Source organism: Microbacterium sp. CFBP9023 (genome assembly GCF_034045055.1).
GTDB lineage: Bacteria > Actinomycetota > Actinomycetes > Actinomycetales > Microbacteriaceae > Microbacterium.
Genome location: NZ_JAXCWI010000001.1, coordinates 1,372,469 through 1,391,183, shown reverse-complemented (window position 1 = coordinate 1,391,183; position 18,715 = coordinate 1,372,469). Strand labels below are relative to the sequence as shown.

The following is an 18,715-nucleotide window of genomic DNA, read 5'->3' as shown; positions in this document are numbered from 1 at the left end:
CCCTCGCTAGTCGTCGCGGAACACGGCATTGACCGCCATCGTGAGCGTGTTCGTCTCGGATCCGAGGATGGATTCGTCCGAGGGGAGCGCCCGTTCGAGGGCGAGGCCGGCGAGGACGGAGTTGAGGAAACGCGCGCGCGTGGCGTTGTCTCCGGCCGGGAGTGAGCCTTCGTCTTCGAGGACGGACAGCCAGTGCTCGACCCTGCGCTGCCCTTCGCGCTCGATGGCCAGGTAGGCATCACGGAGTTCGTCCGTGAGTTCGGGTTCGATGAAGGTCCGGTGCAGGATCGTGGCTGCCTCGCGTGCCTGCGCCCCCACTCCGGACGGAGCGAGCACCTGCCTCAGACATGCGAGGAGCCGCTCCTTCGCGGTCAGCGACTCATCGTGGATCGGGTCGTCCGGTGCGATCACCTCGTAGACCACGCGGAGGACCTCGTCGAGCAGCGCCCGCTGCGTCGGGAAATGGAAGCGCAACGACCCGGTGCTCACGCCAGCCCGCGCTGCGACCGCGCGGACGCTGAGCTTCGCGCCGCGTGATTCGCCGAACATCGTGAGTGCCGCGTGCAGGATGCGGTCCTTCGTCGGCAGCATGCTCGGGTCGGCGGTCATCATCCCATTCTCCACGACCCCCGGTGACACAGTGTGTTAGCGTGGCGTGCGTCCCTTACTAACACACCGTGTTAGTCCATCGACGGGAGCACCCATGACACTCCTCCGCAGGCCTTTCCAGATCATCCGCTCGAACCTCCGCGTCTACGCGCTTCTCAATGCGCTCGCCTACGGCACCTTCGCGATCGGATTCATCCTCGGGCTGCTCTTCCCCGACCTGGTCGCCGGCCGCGCCCAGGCGCTGGAGGACGACGGCACAGCGAGCCTCGTCACCTCTCTGCTCAGCAGCCCCTGGCTCTTCGCGCTGACGATCCTGGCGGTCAACACCCTGCGGCTCGGCGCCCTCACGATCCTGCTGCCCTCGCTCGTCGTGCCGTTCCTCGGACTCGCGACGTTCGCGGTCTGGTCGGTGACGACCGGAGTGACCCTCGTGCCGACGACGCCGGAGGGGTGGGTCGCGCTGATCCCGCATTCGCTGACTCTCGTGATCGAGCTGCAGGCCTACATCCTCCTGCTGCTGGGCGCGCTCCTGCTGGGCCGGTACTGGGTTCGCCCACAGGCGATCGGTGCGCGGAATCGACGCGCGGCCTACCTGCGCGGACTCCAGCACATCGGCTGGCTGAGCCTGCCCGCCCTCGCGCTGCTCATCATCGGGGCGCTCTACGAGGCCTTCTCGCTGCTCTACTTCGTGTACCCGTTGCAGCAGTGGCTGCTCGGATAGCCGGAACGGACATCGACACGGCGATCTGAGAAATCTTCATCCAGGTGCATCCAAACCCGGCGCTCCCGGAGAACAACTCCTATGAAGGGCCGCACAGGGCGGTCCGGGTACAGGAGGAACAGATGCGCAAGACAGTCGCCGCCGGCCTCGCCGTCGGAATGATCACCGCTCTCGGTCTGGCCATGCCGGCCGGCGCCGCCACCACCCAGGCTGCACAGCTCTCGGTGCTGCACGCGATCCCCGACACCCCCGTCGACGTGTACGTGAACGGCGAGCTCACCCTCGACGACTTCGCGCCCGGAGACCTCGCCGGACCGCTCGAGCTGCCCGCCGGTTCGTACGAGGTGGCGCTCACCGCTCCCGATGCCGCCGACGCCAGCGCGCCCATCCTCGGCCCGGCGACCCTCGCTCTCGAAGCAGGCGGGAACTACACCGCCGTGGCCCACCTGACCGAAGCGGGCGAACCCGGTCTCAACCTCTTCACCAACGACATCTCGCAGACGGCTCCCGGCCAGGGGCGACTCACCGTGCGTCACACCGCCGCGGCGCCCGCGGTCGACATCCTCGCGGGCGGATCGCCCGTGATCGAGAACCTCACGAACCCGAACGAGGCCAAGCTCGACCTCCCCGCGGGCACCGTGTCGGCCGCCGTCGCTCTGACCGGCACGACCGACCCGGTCATCGGTCCGGCAGACGTCGCGATCGAAGAGGGCGTCAACACGATCGTCTACGCGTGGGGCAGCGCCGAAGACGGCAACCTCGCGATCGCCGCTCAGACGATCTCGGGACTCCACTCGAACCCCGACGGAGTGCCCTCCGGCACCGCGGGCTACCTCGCTGAGCAGGATGCCTCGGCGAACGCCCTCCTCTCGGCGGGTCTCGTCGCCCTCGCGATCGCGACCGCCGTGGGTGCGGGCCTGATCGTCCGTCGCCGCCAGACGGTGCGCTGATGCTCCGAGGCACGCTGCGGACGGCCCGTCTGCGCCGCGTCATCATGACGCTCGGCGCCCTGGTCACCGCGGCGTGCCTCGTGGCATGCACACCGGGAGGGGCGGGCGCGGATCTCCCTCCTTCCACGGAGTCGCCCCCCACGACTCCCTCGCCCGTCCCTCCCACTCCCACGAGAGACGTCGCCGTGCGGCCGGGTGCTCTCCCCACCCCGACCGCATCCGTCGCTCCCGTGGGTCTGGCCATCCCGTCGCTCGCCATCGACATGCCGGTGACGGACGTCGGGGTGGCCGACACCGGACAGATGGAACTGCCCGTCGACCCGGCCATCGCCGGCTGGTATCGATACGGAGCGGATGCCACGAGCACGAGCGGCCGGATTCTGATCGCAGCGCACGTCGACGCGATCGACTATCCGATCGGACCGCTCGCTCGTCTGCGGGACGTGCCCGCCGGCGAGACCATCCGCATCACGGCGGCCGACGGCACCAGCCGCGAGTTCGTGGTGCAGTCGCTGACCTACTACGAGAAGGCGGCACTGCCGACCGACGAGCTCTTCCAGCGTGGTGGCCCCTCGGCCCTTGTGCTGGTCACGTGCGGCGGACCTTTCGACAGCCAGACCGGGCACTACCGCGATAACGTGGTCGCGGTGGCGGTCCCGCGATGAGGCGGGGTGATCACCATGGAGAGGAGACTCCGGGTGGATGAGACCACCGAAGCCGAAGCGGCGCTCGACAGGCGCTTCGTCGCGGGCGACGAGCAGGCGCTCGCGGAGCTCTACCGGCGGTGGTCGCCGGTCGTCTTCACCCTGGCGCTGCGCTCGCTCGGCGATCGGGGGGATGCCGAGGACGTCACCCAGCGCACCTTCGTGTCGGCGTGGAACTCGCGTGCCGGGTACGACTCGTCGAAGGCGCGACTGTCGACCTGGCTGATCACGATCGCGCGGCGCCGGATCGCCGACACGTTCGAGGCGCGCGCCAAGGTGCAGCAGCTGCAGGCCGAGATGGAACGGCTCACTCCGCCCGACGCCCTCGTCTCCGAATCGATCGATCTGTCCGAGACGCTGCTGCTCTCGAGCGAGCTCCAGCAGCTCGCGCCGGATGCACAGGCCGTCATGCGACTGGCCTTCTACGATGACCTGACCCACGAAGAGATCTCACGCAGAATGGGGATGCCGCTCGGCACCGTGAAGAGCCATATCCGCCGAAGCCTTGCCCGCATGCGCGACCGATTGGAGGTGAACCGTGTCACATCTCGATGACGAGAAGATCGCCCTGATCGCGATGGGCGAACCGGCCGGATCCGACGCCGACATGGAACACCTCGTCGAGTGCGAGAACTGTGCCGCCGAGGTCGCTGCGATGTCGCGGGTGGCGCTCGTGGCGCGCTCCAGCGTCGTCGAGGGCGACCTGGAATCCCCGCCCGCCGACGTCTGGTCGAGGATCCACGGCGAACTCGGGCTGACCTCGGCGGTTGCTGCCGACCCGGCATCCGACGTCCACCCGCCGGAGTCGGAGTCCGCATCGGCTGCATCGGCACCGGTCCCGGCGGCCGGTCCGGCGACAGCGATTGAGGCGGATGCTGCGGAAGCGGTTGCGCCGCGACACCGGTCTCGTGTCCGTCCACGCCGCCGCTCGTCGGCCACCATGTGGATCCTCGCCGCGTCGATGGCGCTCGTCGTCGCGATCGGCGCCGGAGTCTGGATCGCCCGCACCCTCACGCCCTCCTCTGCCGTGATCGCCTCGGCCGAGCTCGCCGCGTTCCCCGACCACCCCGATGCGGAGGGACAGGCCCGGATCGACGACGACGGCGACGGCCGGCGCACGTTGACGGTGACCCTCGACGGCGACGAGCTCGTCGCCGGCGACTACCGCGAGGTGTGGCTGATCCGCGAGGACGGACAGGCGCTGATCAGCCTCGGGGTGCTCGACGACTCGTCGGGCACGTTCCGCGTCCCCGACAGTGTGGACCTCGACGAGTACCGCCTGGTCGACATCTCCTTCGAGCCGGTCGACGGCGATCCTGCGCACTCGGGCGACTCGATCGTGCGCGGCGAGCTCGACTTCGCGTGAGAGGCGCTCCTCCGTCCCCGTAGCTTCGCGAGCGCGCCGTAGCTCTGGGTTCAGGCGCGCGCAGCGCCGGCCTGTGCGAGCACGCGCTGCAGCGGACGGTAGTGCTCGATCACCGCCTCGCGATACGCGTCGACGTCGCCTGCTCGGACGGCGGCGAGCATGTCGCCGTGCGCGACCGCAGTCTGGTGGATGTCATCGGGCTGATCGATGTCGAGCTGGGGCAGTACGGCCGTGTGCACATCCCAGAAGGCGCCGACGAGCTGGCCGACGAGTCGGTTGCCGATCGCGTCGAAGAGCTTGGTGTGGAACAGGCGGTCGGCCTCGAGGAAGTGCTCGCCTCGGCTCGCCTTGTCGACCATCTCGGCGACGAGCTCATCGAGCTCTCCACCCTCGTCGACCTGGGCGGCCGCGACGACGCGCTCGGCCATCGAGAGGTCGAGAGCCAGGCGCACCTCGACCACCTCGCGCAGAGACTGGAGGGATCCTTCGGGTGAGAGGACCCCTCGGAAGACCAGCGCCTCGACCATCGGATCCAGCGACATCGCGCCGACGTAGGTGCCGTGTCCGTGCCGGACATCGACGATGTCGAGCGTCGACAGGGTGCGGATCGCCTCCCTGACCGAAGAGCGCGACACATCGAGCTCTTCGCAGAGCTCGGTCTCGGTCGGGAGTGGATCGCCGGGGGTCAGCCCGCGGGCGATGATGAGCTGCTTGATCTGATCCGCCGTCGTCGAGCGCCGCATCCGCGATGCCCTACTCGTGGTGGACTTCATCTGGTCTCCCTCTCGTCCCGACGCAAACGCTCTGATCATCTCACTCTTGTGATTCGATCGAACGTGTGTTTAGAGTACATCAGACATCAGATGTCCTCAAGATGTCCCCCACCCACCCTGGAGCACACATGAACCGACACGTCACCCGCCGCCGTGCGGGTCGATTCACGACACTGATCGCCGGCACCGTCGCCGCGTCGGTTGTCCTCGCCGGCTGCGCGGCCGGCGCGACCCCGGCAGCCGACGAGAGCGCATCCGCCGGCGACATCGACGCGGACGCGATCATCGAAGCGGGCATCTCGTACACGCTGAACGGCAGCTTCGACCCGATGGTGGCCTCCGGCGCCGTCACGGTCTCGGCGAACTGGCATGTCTTCGAAGGCCTGGTCGACCTCGACCCCGTCACGCAGGAGGCGGCGCCCGCGCTGGCCGCGGACCTCCCGACCCAGGTCGACGACACCACGTACGAGATCGATCTGCGCGAAGGAGCGACGTTCCAGAACGGCGACCCCGTCACTGCCGAGGATGTCGTCTTCAGCTACGAGCGGGTGCTGAACCCCGACAACAACTCACTGTTCCGCACCTTCATCGACTTCGTCGACACCGTCACCGCCGTCGACGAGGACACGGTGCAGATCACCACCGACTACCCGTTCTCGCTCATCAATGAGCGACTCGGCGTCGTCAAGATCGTTCCGAAGGCGGTCGTCGAGGCAGATCCCGAGGGCTTCGGAGCGAACCCCGTCGGCTCGGGCCCGTACTCGCTCGTCTCCGCCGTGCCCGAGGACAAGCTCGTCTTCGAGCGCTACGACGACTACAACGGCCCGCACCCGGCACTCGCTGCGGGCATGAACTGGAACCTGCTGTCCGACGCCTCCGCCCGAGTCACGGCGATGTCGACGGGCACGATCCAAGCCATGGAGGACGTGCCGTACATCGACGTCGACTCCCTGGCATCCGCGGCTGACGTCGAGAGCGTGCAATCCTTCGGGCTGCTGTTCATGATGTTCAACACGAAGGCAGCGCCCTTCGACGACGTACGCGTGCGCCAGGCGATGCACTACGCCCTCGACATGGACAAGATCATCGAGACCGGGATGCTCGGCAACGCGACCCCCGCGACCTCGTTCCTGCCCGAGACGTACCCGAACTACAACGAGGCCTCGACGGTCTACAGCTATGACCCCGAGAAGGCCGAGGAGCTGCTGGACGAAGCGGGCGTCGACGACCTGTCGATCACGCTGCTCACCACCGACACCGGCTGGGTGAAGGAGGTCGCGCCGCTCATCAAGGAGTCGCTCGACGCCATCGGCATCGACACCACGCTCGACATCGGGCAGTCGGCCGCCATGTACGAGAAGGTCGACTCCGGCGACTACACGGTCGCGATCGCACCCGGAGACCCATCGGTCTTCGGCGTCGACCCGGACCTGCTGATGAACTGGTGGTACGGCGAGAACGTCTGGACCCAGACCCGCACCAACTGGGCCGACTCGCCCGAGTACGCGGAACTGCGGACGCTCCTCGACTCCGCTGTGCAGCAGCAGGGCGACGAGCAGCAGGCCACGTGGGACGAGGCGTACGACCTGCTCTCCGACCAGGCAGTGCTCTACCCGCTGTTCCACCGCAAGCTGCCCACCGCATGGAGCAGCCAGGAGCTGGTCGGATTCGCCCCCGTCCCCACCACGGGCCTGTCGTTCCTCGACGTCGGCGTGGCGGCGAAGTAGCCCCGGCCCCCACGGCGGGGGTGCGCGCCCGAGCGCACCCCCGCCACACCTCCCCGAACCTGGAAGGAGCGGCACGTGTCCAACACGCTCCGCCTCATCGGACGACGCCTGCTGCAGCTGCCGTTCATGATCCTCGGCATCACGTTCCTCGTGTTCTTCGTGATGTCGTTCTCCCCCGTCGACCCCGCGCGCACCGCGCTCGGAGAGACGGCATCCCCCGAGGCGCTCGAGGCGTACCGAGAGCAGTACGGCCTCGATCAGCCGCTGCTCGTGCGGTATTTCACATTCCTGCTCGGCCTGCTGCAGGGCAACCTCGGCACCTACTCGGCGCGCAGCCTTCCGGTGATCGACGAGGTCGTCCGCGCGTTCCCCGTCACCCTGGCGCTGACCTTCCTCGGCCTCCTCATCGCCGTCATCGTCGCCTTCGTGATCGGCGTCCTCGCCGCCGTCTATCGTGACCGCTGGCCCGATCAGCTCATCCGCATCATCGGAGTGGCGTCGCTGTCGACGCCCTCGTTCTGGCTCGCGATCCTGCTCATCCAGCTCTTCACCCTCGGACTGAACGTGCTGCCGGCATCCGGTCCGCTTCCGGATCTCTGGGAGGACCCCTCGGGGTGGCTCGCGCGCATGGCGCTGCCCGCCATCGCTCTCGCGGTGCCGGTGATCGGCCAGCTGTCCCGGGTCGTACGCACGTCGATGGTCGAAGAGCTCGACCGAGACTACGTGCGCACAGCACTCGGCGCCGGGATCCCGCGCACGATCGTCGTCGGCCGCAACGTGCTGCGCAATGCGCTCATCACGCCTGTGACCGTGCTCGGTCTGCGCATCGGCTACCTCATCGGCGGGGCGGTGGTGATCGAGATCATCTTCGCGATCCCCGGCATGGGCACGCTGATCCTCAACGGCGTGACCAACAACGAACCCAATCTCGTGCAGGGCGTGACTCTCGCAGTGTCACTGGCCTTCGTGGTGATCAACATCATCGTCGACCTCCTGTACGTGCTCATCAATCCCCGAATCCGGGCGGTGTGACATGCGACGCAAACTGACTGAACGACTCTCGCTTCCGGGGCTCCGCTTCGGCGGGCTGTCCCTCGGCTCCCTGATCTGCATCGTGGTGCTCGCGGTGATCGCCCTGGCGGCGATCGCTGCACCCCTGATCGCACCGTTCGATCCGCTGGCCTCCGGCGCCCCGGTGCAGCCGCCGAGCGCCGAGCACTGGTTCGGCACCGACCGCCAGGGTCGCGACATCTTCTCTCGCCTGGTCTACGGCGCCCGGTACTCGCTGGTGATCGGACTCGGTGCGACACTGGTCGCCCTCGCCGCGGCCTGTGTGTTCGGCACCATCGCGGCGACCGCGCCCCGCTGGATCTCCGAGACGCTCATGCGGGTGATGGACGTCGTCATGTCCTTCCCCGGCATCGCGCTCGCCGCGGTGTTCGTGGCGGTGTTCGGCAAGTCGCTGCCGGTTCTCGTGCTGACGATCGCCTTCCTCTATGTGCCGCAGCTCACTCGCATCATCCGTGCGAACATCCTCGACCAGTACGGCGAGGACTACGTCTCGGCCGTGCGCGTCATGGGGGCGGGCACTCCGCGGATCATCGCTAAGCACGTCGCTCGCAACGCGATGGCCCCGGTGCTCGTCTTCGCGACCGTGCTCGTCGCCGATGCGATCGTCTTCGAGGCGTCGCTGTCGTTCCTGCAGGCCGGCGTACCCGACCCCGAGCCGTCATGGGGCAACGTCATCGCCGCCGGGCGCAACCTGCTGATGAGCGGCGCGTGGTGGGCGACGTTCTTCCCCGGCATCCTCATCATGATCACGGTGCTGTGTCTCAACATCCTCTCCGAGGGGATGACCGACGCGATGGTGTCGCCGCGTGCACGCAAGATCAGCGCGGATGCCGCCAACACCGAGGAGTCGACTCACGAGCTCGAAGAGGCGGCCGCCGGCCCGGACGACACGAATGTGATCGTCACGGTCGACACCGCGGTCAACCTCTCCGTTCCGAGCGGCGTACCGGACGTGCTGGTGCCGGTCGCACCCGCGGTGCCACTCGCCGAGCGCCTCGCCGGTCTGCGTCAGCGCGAGCTCGCCCGCACCGATCGTCTCGTCTACTCGGGCGACGACACCCCGCTGCTCGATGTGCAGGACCTCTGCATCTCGTTCCCGCGGCACGGCGACGTCGACGTGGTCGACCGCGTCAGCTTCACGGTGCGTCCCGGCGAGACCATGGCGCTGGTCGGCGAGTCGGGCTGTGGCAAGTCGATCACGTCGCTCGCGATCATGGGGCTGCTCGACGCGAAGGCCGACGTCCGAGGGCGCATCCTCTTCGACGGCGAGGATCTGCTGCAGATGACGCCGAAGAGCCGCAATGCGCTCCGGGGGCACGACATCGCGATGATCTATCAGGATGCCCTGAGCTCACTGAACCCGGCGATGCTCATCCGCTCGCAGATGAAGCAGCTCACATCCCGAGGCGGCACGCGCACGGCGGAGGACCTGCTCGAGCTGGTGGGACTCGACCCCGCGCGCACGCTGGCCTCGTACCCGCACGAGCTGTCGGGCGGTCAGCGTCAGCGCGTGCTGATCGCGATGGCGCTCACCCGCGATCCGCGACTCGTGATCGCCGACGAGCCGACCACGGCTCTCGACGTCACGGTGCAGGCGCAGGTCGTCGAGCTGCTGATGCGGCTGCAGCGCGAGCTCGGCTTCGCCCTGGTCTTCGTGTCGCATGACCTCGCGCTCGTCGCCGAGCTCACCCACCGCATCACGGTGATGTACGCGGGGCAGGTCGTCGAGCAGGGCACGACCCGAGAGATCCTGACGCAGCCGGTGCACGAGTATACGCAGGGTCTCCTCGGCGCCGTGCTGTCGATCGAGGCGGGGTCCGACAGGCTCCACCAGGTCTCCGGCGTCGTCCCGTCTCCGCGCGACTTCCCCGCCGGCGACCGCTTCGCTCCTCGCTCGTCCGACCCGACCCGCTATGTGGGGGTCGAGCCGGTGAGTCGACGGATCGAGGGAACCGACCATTACTACGCCGCGCATCCCGACGATGCGCCCATCGACGCGATCGGAGCAGGACGATGAACGACGCCGTCATCGAGCTCGAGGACGTGCACGTCCGCTACAAGACACGTGCGTCGTCGCTGTTCCGGCCGAAGTACGTCGACGCCCTCGCCGGTGTCTCGCTCACCGTGAAGCGGGGGCAGACCCTGGGGATCGTGGGGGAGTCGGGCTCGGGCAAGTCCACCTCCGCCAAGGTGCTGGTCGGCCTCGAGAAGCCCACGAGCGGCCGGGTCGTCTTCGACGGCGAGACCGTGACGTCGTTCACCCCGGCGGTGCGCCGACGGCTCGGCCGCATCCTGTCGGTCGTGTTCCAAGACCCGGCGACGGCCCTGAACGCTCGGATGACCGTGCGCGATGCGCTGCTGGACCCGATGCAGGTGCACCGGATCGGCACGACCTCGAGCCGTGACCGCAAGGTACGCGATCTGATCGGACTCGTGGGGCTCCCGGCCTCGGCACTCGAGGCACTGCCCAGCCAGCTCTCGGGTGGTCAGCGTCAGCGTGTCGCCATCGCCCGGGCACTGGTGCTGGATCCGCAGGTCATCGTCGCCGACGAACCCACCTCGGCGCTCGATGTCTCGGTGCGCGCTCAGATCCTCAACCTCCTCACCGACCTGAAGGAGCAGCTCGGGCTCGGCATGGTCTTCATATCGCACGACATCCAGACCGTCCGCTACCTCTCAGACGAGATCGCCGTGATGAACCGGGGGAGGGTCGTCGAGTTCGGGGACGCCGCCCGCGTGTTCGGGGCGCCCTCGGACGACTACACCAGAACGCTGCTGGGCGCCGCGCCCTCGCTGCTCGAACCGACCAACTGAAACGACCGGAACACCATGACTGCATCCTCCTCCGTCACCTTCACCGGTGTCATCCCGCCCGTCGCCACGCCGTTGCTGCCCGACGGCACGATCGACCACACGTCGCTCGAGCGGCTCGTCGAGCGGCTCATCGCCGAGGGCGTCTCGGGCCTGTTCGCCCTCGGATCCACCGGCGAGACCGCCTACTTCACCGACGATCGGCGCGTCGAGCTGCTCACGACGATCGTGCGGGCGAACGCCGGTCGGGTTCCGATCATCGCCGGTGCGATCGAGCTGACCGCGCCCCGCATCATCGAGACCGCGCGACGTCTGGTGGCAGCCGGCGCAGAGGCGATCGTCACGACAGCGCCCCTCTACACGCTGAACTCCCCCGCCGAGGTCGCCGATCACTTCCGGGCGATCGCCGCCGCGATCGACGTGCCGCTGTGGGCGTACGACGTGCCGGTCCGTGTGCACTCCAAGCTCGGCATCGATCTGCTCGTGCAGCTCGGGAGCGAAGGCGTCATCCGTGGCGTCAAGGACTCCTCGGGCGACGACGTCTCGTTCCGCCGACTGATCGCCGCGAACGATGCTGCGGGCCGCCCGCTGCAGCTGCTCACGGGCCACGAGGTCGTCGTCGACGCCATGGCGCTGGCAGGTGCTGACGGCGTGGTGCCCGGTTTCGCGAACGTCGAGGCCGAGGGTTACGTCAGGCTGTGGGATGCCACGCAGCGCGGCGACTGGGCGGAGGCGCGCACAGAGCAGGAGCGCATCAACCGTGCGTTCGACATCGTCTTCGAGCCGAGGGGTCTCTCCGGCGACGCGACCGGCGTCGGCGCGTTCAAGGCGGCCATGCACGCCCGCGGCATCATCGACCACGCGACCATGGCCGACACCGTGCAGTCGCTCGACGTCGACACTGTCGCCCGCATCCGCCAGATCCTCTCCGAACAGGGGATGCTGCCGGTCGTCGTCTCCTGATGTCGGGGCGTCTCGGGCACGCGTCGTCGGGCGAGGTCGTCCTGGCCGTCGACATCGGCGGAACCAAGACGTCAGCTGCTCTCGTCGATCGTGACGATGTGCTGCTGCGCACCGAGACGGCGCCGACCAGAGCAGCCGAAGGGCCCGCGGCGGTCGTCTCGACCGTCGCGGGTCTGGCTCGGAGGCTTCTCGACGGATCGCGCGAGCGTCTCGCGGGCGTCGGGATCGGCACGGCCGGCGTCGTGAACGCATCGACCGGCACGATCGTCTCGGCCACCGACACGTTCTCCGACTGGCCGGGCACGCCTGTGGCCCGGCTCGTGCGTGAGGCACTGGGGGAACTGCTCGTACCAGACGCTCCAATCGTCGTGCAGAACGACGTCGACGCGCATGCTGAAGGAGAGCATCGGCGGGGTGCTGCGGCTGGTGCGGCGAGCGTGCTCGTCGTCGCCATCGGCACCGGAGTCGGCGCCGGACTCATCGTCGACGGCCGTGCCGTTCGAGGCGCCCATCACATCGCGGGCGAGATCGGCCACCTGCCGACTCCGGGTGCCGCGCATCTGCGATGCCCCTGTGGCCGCAGGGGGCACCTCGAAGCCATCGGCTCGGGCATCGGCATGCACGCGCACTTCCGTTCCCTCGGCGGAGACCCGCTCGTCGTCGATGCGCGCGGGGTCGCGGCCGCCGCAGCGGATGGCGATCCGATCGCCATCCGCGCCCTCAGCGGATCGGCCGCCGCCGTCGGGCGTGCGCTGGCGGGAGCCGCCACGATCCTCGACCCGGAGCGCATCGTGATCACCGGGGGTGTGCCGAAGATTGGCGACGCGTGGTGGACGCCGATGCTCCGTGCCTTCGCCGACGACGCCATCGATGCGCTGCAGTCCACTCCGATCCTGCCGGGCGTTCTCGGCGACGACGCGCCCCTGTGGGGCGCGGCAGCATCCGCCTGGAGGGCGATATGACATTCACCGACATCCTCGACGCGCTGGGCGGCGGCCTCATCGTCTCATGTCAGGCCTACCCCGGCGAGGCCATGCGCGACCCCCGCACCATGGCGCAGATCGCACAGGCGGCGGTCGTCGGCGGAGCCGCCGGCATCCGGGTGCAGGGGCTCGACGACATCAGAGCGGTCGCGGGCATGACCGTTCCGGTCATCGGGCTGTGGAAGGACGGCGATTCCGACGTCTTCATCACGCCGACGCTCGAGCACGCGAAAGCGGTCGCCGATGCGGGTGCCGACATCGTCGCGATCGACGGGACCCGCAGGCCGCGGCCGGACGGGAGAAGCCTCGCCGAGACGGTCGCGGCGCTCCGCGAGCACACGGACGCGCTGATCATGGCCGACTGCGGATCCCTCGACGACGCCCTCGCGGCCGAGCAGGCCGGAGTCGACATCCTGGGCACCACGCTCTCGGGATACACGTCCGAGCGGCCGAAGTCCGAGGGCCCCGACCTCGAGCTGATCGCGATGCTCGCGTCGCGCTGCACCACCCCGGTCATGGCGGAGGGGCGCATCCACTCGCCTGCCCAGGCAGCGGCCGCAGCTGCCGCCGGAGCCTTCGCCGTGTGCGTCGGCACCGCGATCACCCACCCGACGAGCATCACGTCGTGGTTCGTCGCCGCACTCACCGAGGAGAACTGATGGATGTCGTCATCGCGCCCGCAGACGAGATCGGCGAGATCGTCGCCGATGACATCGCCGCCCTGATCGCAGCTCGGCCGGATGCCGTGCTCGGCCTCGCGACGGGATCGAGTCCGCTGCGCATCTATGACGCGGTCGCCGAGCGCGTCGAGCGCGGGGAGCTCTCCCTCGCGCGCGCTCGGGGGTTCATGCTCGACGAGTATGTCGGACTGCCCCTGGGACATCCGTGCCGCTACAGCACGGTGATCGACGAGGACTTCGTCTCGCGCGTGGATCTCGCCCCCGGCGCGGTGCGCGGGCCGGACGGTGACGCCGCTGATCTCGACGCGGCGTGTGCCGGCTACGAGAAGTCGATCCGCGATGCCGGCGGTGTCGACCTGCAGATCCTGGGCATCGGCACGGACGGGCATATCGCGTTCAACGAGCCCGGCTCGTCGCTGGCGTCGAGGACCCGAGTGAAGACGCTCACCGCACAGACCCGTGAAGACAACGCCCGTTTCTTCGGCGGCGACGTCGACGCGGTGCCGTATCACTGCCTCACGCAGGGGCTCGGCACGATCATGGACGCGCGACGCATCGTGCTCGTCGCGACCGGTGAGGCGAAGGCAGAGGCCGTCGCGCAGCTCGTCGAAGGGGCGGTGTCGGCCCGATGGCCCGCGACGATCCTGCAACACCACCGACGCGTCACCGTGCTCGTCGATGACGCGGCCGCGTCGCGGCTCGCGCTCGCCGAGTACTACCGGCACACTCAGGCGCACCGCCACCTGGTGTCATGAACGAGCCGCTCGCACCGCTGCTGGTCAGCTCCTACGCGGTGTCTCCCGCGCACGCGACCTGGGATCCCGATCTCGAGGCCGAACTCCTGCCCGCGCTCTGCGCGCTGCCCGATGTCGTAGGGCTCGAGGTGCCGTGGATCGGAGGCCTGCACCCTCATGATCCGGCGTGGTTCCTGAGCCACGTGCCTGCCGGGGCAGAGCTCGCGGTGACCCCGCTGCCATGGGTGATGAAGCGGTGTGCGGCTGACGCCCGCTACGGCATCGCCTCCCCGGATGAGGACGGGCGTCGCGCCGCCATCGCCGACCTGCGCGCAGTCGCCCGAGACGTGCGGCGGATCGACCACGACACCGATGCGTCGGTCGCTCTGGTCGCGCTCCACACCGCTCCGCAGGGGGGAGGAGATCGAGCGCATCTGGCGGCATCGCTCGCCGAGATCACCGGATGGGACTGGGCGGGAGCGCGGCTCGTCATCGAGCACTGCGACGCCGCGGTGCCGGGTCACCCGTGGGAGAAGGGCTTCCTGACGCTGGACGACGAGCTCGGCGCGATGCTCTCGGTCGACGCTCCGCTGGCGCTCTGGCTGAACTGGGGTCGCTCGGTGATCGAGACGCGCGACGCCGACGCGGTGACCGGGCAGATCGCGGATGCGGCGGCGACCGGTCGGCTCGCCGGGCTGACGTTCTCGGGGTCGGCAGCGATCGACGGCCCCTATGGCCCAGCCTGGACGGACGGGCACCTGCCGCTCGCGGCAGCGGATCCCGCATCCGGTTCGCTGTTGGATGCGGCCCATGCCGCCGCCGCGCTCGCCTCCGCCGGTCAGGTCGAGCGACTCGGGCTGAAGGTCAGTCGACGGCCGGGAGACACGACGGCGGAAGATGTCATCCGGACGGTCGACGACAATCTGCGCGCGTTGAGGGCGGCTGCCCGCGCGTGAACCCGGTCTCCGCGCTTTCTACGCAGCACGCTCCCGCACGGCAGGCCGGGTGAGCCGCGGGATCAGCGAGGGCGTGCTCTCGCGGTACTCGATGTAGTCGGCGCGGTCGCCCCACTTCTTCTCGGCGCGGGCCTCGAGCAGCGGGATGCCGCTCACGCGCGTGAGCAGCAGGATGACGAAGAGCGGCGAGAGGATCGCGACCCACTGCCACCCGGCGAGCACGGGTGCGGCGGTGAGGAAGACGCCGACCCAGATCACGATCTCGCCGAAGTAGTTGGGGTGGCGCGAACGCGACCACAGTCCGGTGCGGATGAACTCGTCCTTGTGACGCGGGTCGGCGCGGAAAGCGGACTTCTGCGCGTCGGCGACGATCTCGATGGTCATCCCGGCCACCCACACGATGATGCCCACGACGGTCAGCCATCCGATGGGCGCTCGCGAGGCGGCATCCGTGCTGATCGCGATCCACGCCGCTGCCGCCGTGATCGACACCCACGCCCCCTGGATCACCCACACCTGCAGGAAGCGCACCGGCGATCCCTTGATCTCGTCGAAGCGGCCGTCGGATCCGGCCTTGTGCACGCGCATCGCGAGGAACGATCCGAGGCGTGCCGCCCACAGGATCACCATCGCCGCGAGAATCCAGCTGCGGGCATCGGGCATGGGCGTCATCAGCACGAGGGCCACGGAGATGGCGAGGAAGGTGAGGCTGCCGGTGAGGTCGAAGAACCGCTCGGTGCGCAGAAGCATCGCGGGGATGAAGGCGAGGATCTGGATCGCGAAGGCCGCGGCGACGGCGATGGCGAACAGCGGGATGCCGCCGACGGTCGCGCCGCCCTGGCTGCCGGCGAGTGCGACGAGGGCGCCGATGACGAGGGCGACGATGATCGCGATCAGCGAGGACCGGGATGACTTCGGTGCGGAGGAAGTGGGGGAGGACATGGTGTTCTTTCCGGTTGTCAGAGGTAGAGGTCTTCGACGGTGAGGGCTGCGCGATGCAGCACGACGCTCCGCTTGAGCTTCATGGTCGGGGTGACGAGTCCGCGGTCGTCGAGGTCGGCGAACACGACGCTGAAACGGCGCACCTGCTCGCTGCGAGCGACGAGCGCGTTGGCGGCGTCGACGGTGCGCTGCAGGCGGGCGCGCAGCGTCGGCTCGGTCACGGCGCGGATGTCGGTCTCGGCGAGGAGAGGGATGCTGAGGCCTTCGGCATCCGCCCATGCCCGGGTCTGCTCGGGGTCGAGCACGAGGAGCGCCGAGAGATACGGCTTCCCCTCGCCGACCATCACCGCGTGCGAGACCAGCGGATCCGCCTCGACGACGCTCTCCCAGCGGGTCGGCACGATCGTCTTGCCGTTCGACGTCACGATCACGTCCTTGAGGCGGCCGTCGAGGATCAACCTGCCCTGGTCGTCGAGGCGCCCGAGGTCGCCCGTCCGGAAGAATCCGTCGATGAAGGCGCCGTCGTCGTGCGCGGGGTTGCGGTAGCCGCTGAAGACGCCGAGCCCGCGGGCCAGCACCTCTCCTTCGTCGCTGATGCGCACCGTGAGTCCCGGAAGCGGCGAGCCGACGCTGCCCGACGCGATGCGACCGGGCAGGTTGCCGGTGAGGGGGGCGGTCGTCTCGGTCAGGCCGTAGCCCTCGATGACAGGGACGCCGATGCCGCGGAAGAAGAGCGACAGCTCCGAGTCGAGCGCTGCTCCGCCGGAGAGGATGTAGCCGACCCGCCCGCCCATCACAGCGCGGAGGCGGCGGTAGAAGACGGCATCGTAGAGGCGGTGACGCAGGCGCAGCCCGAGGCTCGTTCCGGGGGTGAGGCCCGCGTCGACCCGCTCGGCACGCCGGCCCCACGCGATCGCCGTCGTCCGAGCCTTCTCCCACACGGCGGTGAGACCCTTATCGGACGCCTTGGCGGCGGCTGCCGCCTCGATCTTCTGCAGCACGCGCGGCACGACGACGAGGAACGTCGGGCGCAGTGTGTCGAGGGTCGCGACGACGGTCGACGGGTCGGACAGATGCGCGATGCGCATCCCGCTGGCGAGGCAGATCAGCTGCAGGCCGCGCGCGAGCACGTGGGCCAGGGGCAGGAAGATGACGGTGTTGCCCTGCTCGTTCACGATCTCGCGGTAGGCGGCGGCGATGTTGAGCACCTGCCCGAGGAAGTTCCGGTGCGTGAGCACGACCCCCTTCGGCTCGCCCGTGGTGCCCGAGGTATAGACGATGGTGGCGGGGTCGTCCTGCGTGGCGGACGCCCTGCGGGCCTCGAGCTCCTCGTCGGTGACGGTGGTGCCCCGCGCCACCAGATCGGAGAGCGTGCCGGATACTGCGGCATCCATCGTCCAGGCGCCGAGCGTGATCCGCTCCGTGTGGGTGAGGGCGGACTGCAGCAGCACCGCGTGCATCGAGGTGCCGCCGATGGCCAGACGCACATCCGCGTCCGCGATGATCGCGTTCACCTGCGTGGGCGAGGACGTCTCGTAGATCGGCACGACGACAGCGCCGGCGTACCAGGCGGCGAGGTCGGCGACGGCCCACTCGTAACGAGTCGGAGCCATGATCGCGATGGCATCACCGGCCCGCACGCCCTGGGCGATGAAGCCCTTGGCCAGAGCGCGCACCTGGCCGAGGAACTCGAGGGTCGTGATCGGGCGCCACACGTCACCGACATTCGCTCCCTTGACCTCGAAGGCGACGTGGTCGGGAGCGGCGGTGACTCGCGCGACCAGCAGGTCCGTGACGTTGCGGTACCCGTCGAGGTCGGCGAGCGGCGGGGTCGACGATTCGAGCATCGGAACTCCTCTCGGGCGCACGAGAACGGGCCCATCTGCTCCTGTTCGGAGCGGAGGAGGAAACGGATGGCAAGAGAAAACCCCCGGGCGAGCCGGGGGTCCTGTGGAGGGGCTGACGGGAATCGAACCCGCGCTATCTGCTTGGGAAGCAGAAGTTCTGCCATTGAACTACAGCCCCGCACCTGCATCCGAGGAGCGGGTGAACGCAAGCCTACCCGCCTGATCCGTCATGGCCAAAGTGTCGGCGGCGTGTGCCAACTAGGCTGGGGCCGTGCTTCTCAGCGACCGCGACATCAGAGCAGAACTCGCCTCCGGCCACATCGGTCTGGATCCGCACGAGCCGGAGATGATCCAGCCGTCGAGCATCGACGTGCGGCTGGACCGGTACTTCCGTCTCTTCGACAATCACAAGTACCCGTTCATCGACCCGTCGGTCGATCAGCCGGAACTCACTCGGCTGATCGAGGTCGACCCCGACGAGCCGTTCATCCTGCACCCGGGCGAGTTCGCGCTCGGTGCCACGTTCGAGCAGGTCTCCCTGGCCGACGACATCGCGGCTCGCCTCGAGGGCAAGTCGTCGCTCGGCCGCCTGGGGCTGATCACGCACTCGACCGCCGGCTTCATCGACCCCGGGTTCACGGGGCACGTGACGCTCGAGCTCGCGAATGTCGCGACGCTGCCCATCAAGCTGTGGCCCGGAATGAAGATCGGTCAGCTGTGCTTCTTCCGGCTGACGTCGCCGGCCGAGAACCCGTACGGTTCGGGCCCGTACGGCAACCGCTACCAGGGGCAGCGCGGGCCGACCGCATCCCGCTCGTTCCAGAACTTCCACAAGACGGACGTCGGCACGACCGACGTCGGAGCCGTAGGGGGCTGAG

The 18,715-nt window shown here is 68.9% G+C and carries 19 protein-coding genes and 1 tRNA gene; 15 read left to right on the top strand and 5 right to left on the bottom strand.

Going from position 1 to position 18,715, the window contains the following annotated elements; translation table 11 throughout:
* Positions 1-6 precede the first annotated feature (6 nt).
* Positions 7-609, bottom strand: coding sequence for a TetR/AcrR family transcriptional regulator (locus SOM10_RS06755; protein WP_320489090.1), 603 nt, complete (start codon positions 607-609; stop codon positions 7-9).
* Between the two features lie 94 nt (positions 610-703).
* Here SOM10_RS06755 and SOM10_RS06750 point away from each other — a divergent pair, with 94 nt between their 5' ends.
* The 5 genes from SOM10_RS06750 to SOM10_RS06730 all read left to right on the top strand — a co-directional run bounded on the left by SOM10_RS06750 (position 704) and on the right by SOM10_RS06730 (position 4,350).
* Positions 704-1,330, top strand: a complete 627-nt coding sequence (locus SOM10_RS06750; protein WP_320489089.1) for a stage II sporulation protein M — start codon at positions 704-706, stop codon at positions 1,328-1,330.
* 122 nt (positions 1,331-1,452) lie between these two features.
* On the top strand, positions 1,453-2,280 hold the full coding sequence (locus SOM10_RS06745; RefSeq protein ID WP_053098083.1) for a DUF4397 domain-containing protein: 828 nt from the start codon (positions 1,453-1,455) through the stop codon (positions 2,278-2,280).
* Positions 2,280-2,945, top strand: a complete 666-nt coding sequence (locus SOM10_RS06740; protein WP_320489088.1) for a class F sortase — start codon at positions 2,280-2,282, stop codon at positions 2,943-2,945. The genes SOM10_RS06745 and SOM10_RS06740 overlap by 1 nt, the downstream gene beginning before the upstream one ends.
* A gap of 33 nt (positions 2,946-2,978) precedes the next feature.
* Positions 2,979-3,539, top strand: coding sequence for an RNA polymerase sigma factor (locus tag SOM10_RS06735; protein WP_150115128.1), 561 nt, complete (start codon positions 2,979-2,981; stop codon positions 3,537-3,539).
* The gene (locus SOM10_RS06730) at positions 3,523-4,350 is read left to right on the top strand and encodes an anti-sigma factor (protein ID WP_320489086.1); all 828 of its coding nucleotides are present in this window, start codon (positions 3,523-3,525) and stop codon (positions 4,348-4,350) included. The genes SOM10_RS06735 and SOM10_RS06730 overlap by 17 nt, the downstream gene beginning before the upstream one ends.
* A gap of 50 nt (positions 4,351-4,400) precedes the next feature.
* On the opposite strand, the gene SOM10_RS06725 is transcribed toward SOM10_RS06730, so the two are convergent.
* On the bottom strand, positions 4,401-5,123 hold the full coding sequence (locus SOM10_RS06725; protein WP_315985267.1) for a FadR/GntR family transcriptional regulator: 723 nt from the start codon (positions 5,121-5,123) through the stop codon (positions 4,401-4,403).
* Between the two features lie 128 nt (positions 5,124-5,251).
* On the opposite strand from SOM10_RS06725, the gene SOM10_RS06720 reads away from it, so the two are divergent.
* From SOM10_RS06720 to SOM10_RS06680, 9 genes are all read left to right on the top strand, one after another.
* Entirely contained in the window at positions 5,252-6,850 is a 1,599-nt protein-coding gene (locus SOM10_RS06720; RefSeq protein WP_320489084.1) for an ABC transporter substrate-binding protein, read from the top strand.
* A gap of 75 nt (positions 6,851-6,925) precedes the next feature.
* Positions 6,926-7,882 (top strand): ABC transporter permease, encoded by a 957-nt coding sequence (locus SOM10_RS06715; protein ID WP_072592072.1) that lies wholly within the window; start codon positions 6,926-6,928, stop codon positions 7,880-7,882.
* 1 nt (position 7,883) lies between these two features.
* A complete protein-coding gene (locus tag SOM10_RS06710; protein ID WP_320489083.1) occupies positions 7,884-9,938 on the top strand; it encodes a dipeptide/oligopeptide/nickel ABC transporter permease/ATP-binding protein in 2,055 nt (684 codons plus the stop codon).
* Positions 9,935-10,735 carry an ABC transporter ATP-binding protein gene (locus tag SOM10_RS06705; protein ID WP_320489082.1) on the top strand — a complete coding sequence of 267 codons (801 nt, stop codon included), beginning with the start codon at positions 9,935-9,937 and terminating at the stop codon, positions 10,733-10,735. The genes SOM10_RS06710 and SOM10_RS06705 overlap by 4 nt, the downstream gene beginning before the upstream one ends.
* Positions 10,736-10,750: 15 nt before the next feature.
* Positions 10,751-11,695, top strand: a complete 945-nt coding sequence (locus SOM10_RS06700) for a dihydrodipicolinate synthase family protein (protein ID WP_187249254.1) — start codon at positions 10,751-10,753, stop codon at positions 11,693-11,695.
* Positions 11,695-12,657: an ROK family protein gene (locus SOM10_RS06695; protein ID WP_187249255.1), complete on the top strand. Its 963-nt coding sequence runs from the start codon at positions 11,695-11,697 to the stop codon at positions 12,655-12,657. The genes SOM10_RS06700 and SOM10_RS06695 overlap by 1 nt, the downstream gene beginning before the upstream one ends.
* Entirely contained in the window at positions 12,654-13,337 is a 684-nt protein-coding gene (locus tag SOM10_RS06690) for an N-acetylmannosamine-6-phosphate 2-epimerase (RefSeq protein ID WP_187249256.1), read from the top strand. Before SOM10_RS06695 ends, SOM10_RS06690 begins: the two co-directional genes overlap by 4 nt.
* Positions 13,337-14,113 (top strand): glucosamine-6-phosphate deaminase, encoded by a 777-nt coding sequence (gene nagB, locus SOM10_RS06685; RefSeq protein ID WP_320489081.1) that lies wholly within the window; start codon positions 13,337-13,339, stop codon positions 14,111-14,113. The genes SOM10_RS06690 and nagB overlap by 1 nt, the downstream gene beginning before the upstream one ends.
* The gene (locus tag SOM10_RS06680; protein WP_320489080.1) at positions 14,110-15,048 is read left to right on the top strand and encodes a DUF4862 family protein; all 939 of its coding nucleotides are present in this window, start codon (positions 14,110-14,112) and stop codon (positions 15,046-15,048) included. The genes nagB and SOM10_RS06680 overlap by 4 nt, the downstream gene beginning before the upstream one ends.
* An 18-nt stretch (positions 15,049-15,066) precedes the next feature.
* On the opposite strand, the gene SOM10_RS06675 is transcribed toward SOM10_RS06680, so the two are convergent.
* From SOM10_RS06675 to SOM10_RS06665, 3 genes are all read right to left on the bottom strand, one after another.
* Positions 15,067-15,990, bottom strand: a complete 924-nt coding sequence (locus SOM10_RS06675; RefSeq protein WP_320489079.1) for a DUF1295 domain-containing protein — start codon at positions 15,988-15,990, stop codon at positions 15,067-15,069.
* Positions 15,991-16,007: 17 nt separating this feature from the next.
* Positions 16,008-17,837: an AMP-dependent synthetase/ligase gene (locus tag SOM10_RS06670; protein WP_320489077.1), complete on the bottom strand. Its 1,830-nt coding sequence runs from the start codon at positions 17,835-17,837 to the stop codon at positions 16,008-16,010.
* A gap of 104 nt (positions 17,838-17,941) precedes the next feature.
* A tRNA-Gly gene (locus tag SOM10_RS06665) sits at positions 17,942-18,015 on the bottom strand.
* A 93-nt stretch (positions 18,016-18,108) separates the two neighbouring features.
* Between SOM10_RS06665 and dcd the strand changes: the two genes are divergently transcribed.
* Positions 18,109-18,714: a dCTP deaminase gene (gene dcd / locus SOM10_RS06660; protein ID WP_042536862.1), complete on the top strand. Its 606-nt coding sequence runs from the start codon at positions 18,109-18,111 to the stop codon at positions 18,712-18,714.
* Position 18,715 lies beyond the last annotated feature (1 nt).

Excerpts from the sequence above, each read along its gene's own strand:
- SOM10_RS06670 (WP_320489077.1), bottom strand. The coding sequence starts at position 17,837 with ATGCTCGAATCGTCGACCCCGCCGCTCGCCGACCTCGACGGGTACCGC.
- SOM10_RS06755 (WP_320489090.1), bottom strand. The coding sequence starts at position 609 with ATGACCGCCGACCCGAGCATGCTGCCGACGAAGGACCGCATCCTGCAC.
- SOM10_RS06690 (WP_187249256.1), top strand. The coding sequence starts at position 12,654 with ATGACATTCACCGACATCCTCGACGCGCTGGGCGGCGGCCTCATCGTC.
- SOM10_RS06680 (WP_320489080.1), top strand. The coding sequence starts at position 14,110 with ATGAACGAGCCGCTCGCACCGCTGCTGGTCAGCTCCTACGCGGTGTCT.
- SOM10_RS06745 (WP_053098083.1), top strand. The coding sequence starts at position 1,453 with ATGCGCAAGACAGTCGCCGCCGGCCTCGCCGTCGGAATGATCACCGCT.
- SOM10_RS06705 (WP_320489082.1), top strand. The coding sequence starts at position 9,935 with ATGAACGACGCCGTCATCGAGCTCGAGGACGTGCACGTCCGCTACAAG.
- SOM10_RS06740 (WP_320489088.1), top strand. The coding sequence starts at position 2,280 with ATGCTCCGAGGCACGCTGCGGACGGCCCGTCTGCGCCGCGTCATCATG.
- SOM10_RS06710 (WP_320489083.1), top strand. The coding sequence starts at position 7,884 with ATGCGACGCAAACTGACTGAACGACTCTCGCTTCCGGGGCTCCGCTTC.
- SOM10_RS06750 (WP_320489089.1), top strand. The coding sequence starts at position 704 with ATGACACTCCTCCGCAGGCCTTTCCAGATCATCCGCTCGAACCTCCGC.
- SOM10_RS06675 (WP_320489079.1), bottom strand. The coding sequence starts at position 15,990 with ATGTCCTCCCCCACTTCCTCCGCACCGAAGTCATCCCGGTCCTCGCTG.
- SOM10_RS06695 (WP_187249255.1), top strand. The coding sequence starts at position 11,695 with ATGTCGGGGCGTCTCGGGCACGCGTCGTCGGGCGAGGTCGTCCTGGCC.
- SOM10_RS06700 (WP_187249254.1), top strand. The coding sequence starts at position 10,751 with ATGACTGCATCCTCCTCCGTCACCTTCACCGGTGTCATCCCGCCCGTC.
- SOM10_RS06725 (WP_315985267.1), bottom strand. The coding sequence starts at position 5,123 with ATGAAGTCCACCACGAGTAGGGCATCGCGGATGCGGCGCTCGACGACG.
- SOM10_RS06720 (WP_320489084.1), top strand. The coding sequence starts at position 5,252 with ATGAACCGACACGTCACCCGCCGCCGTGCGGGTCGATTCACGACACTG.
- nagB (WP_320489081.1), top strand. The coding sequence starts at position 13,337 with ATGGATGTCGTCATCGCGCCCGCAGACGAGATCGGCGAGATCGTCGCC.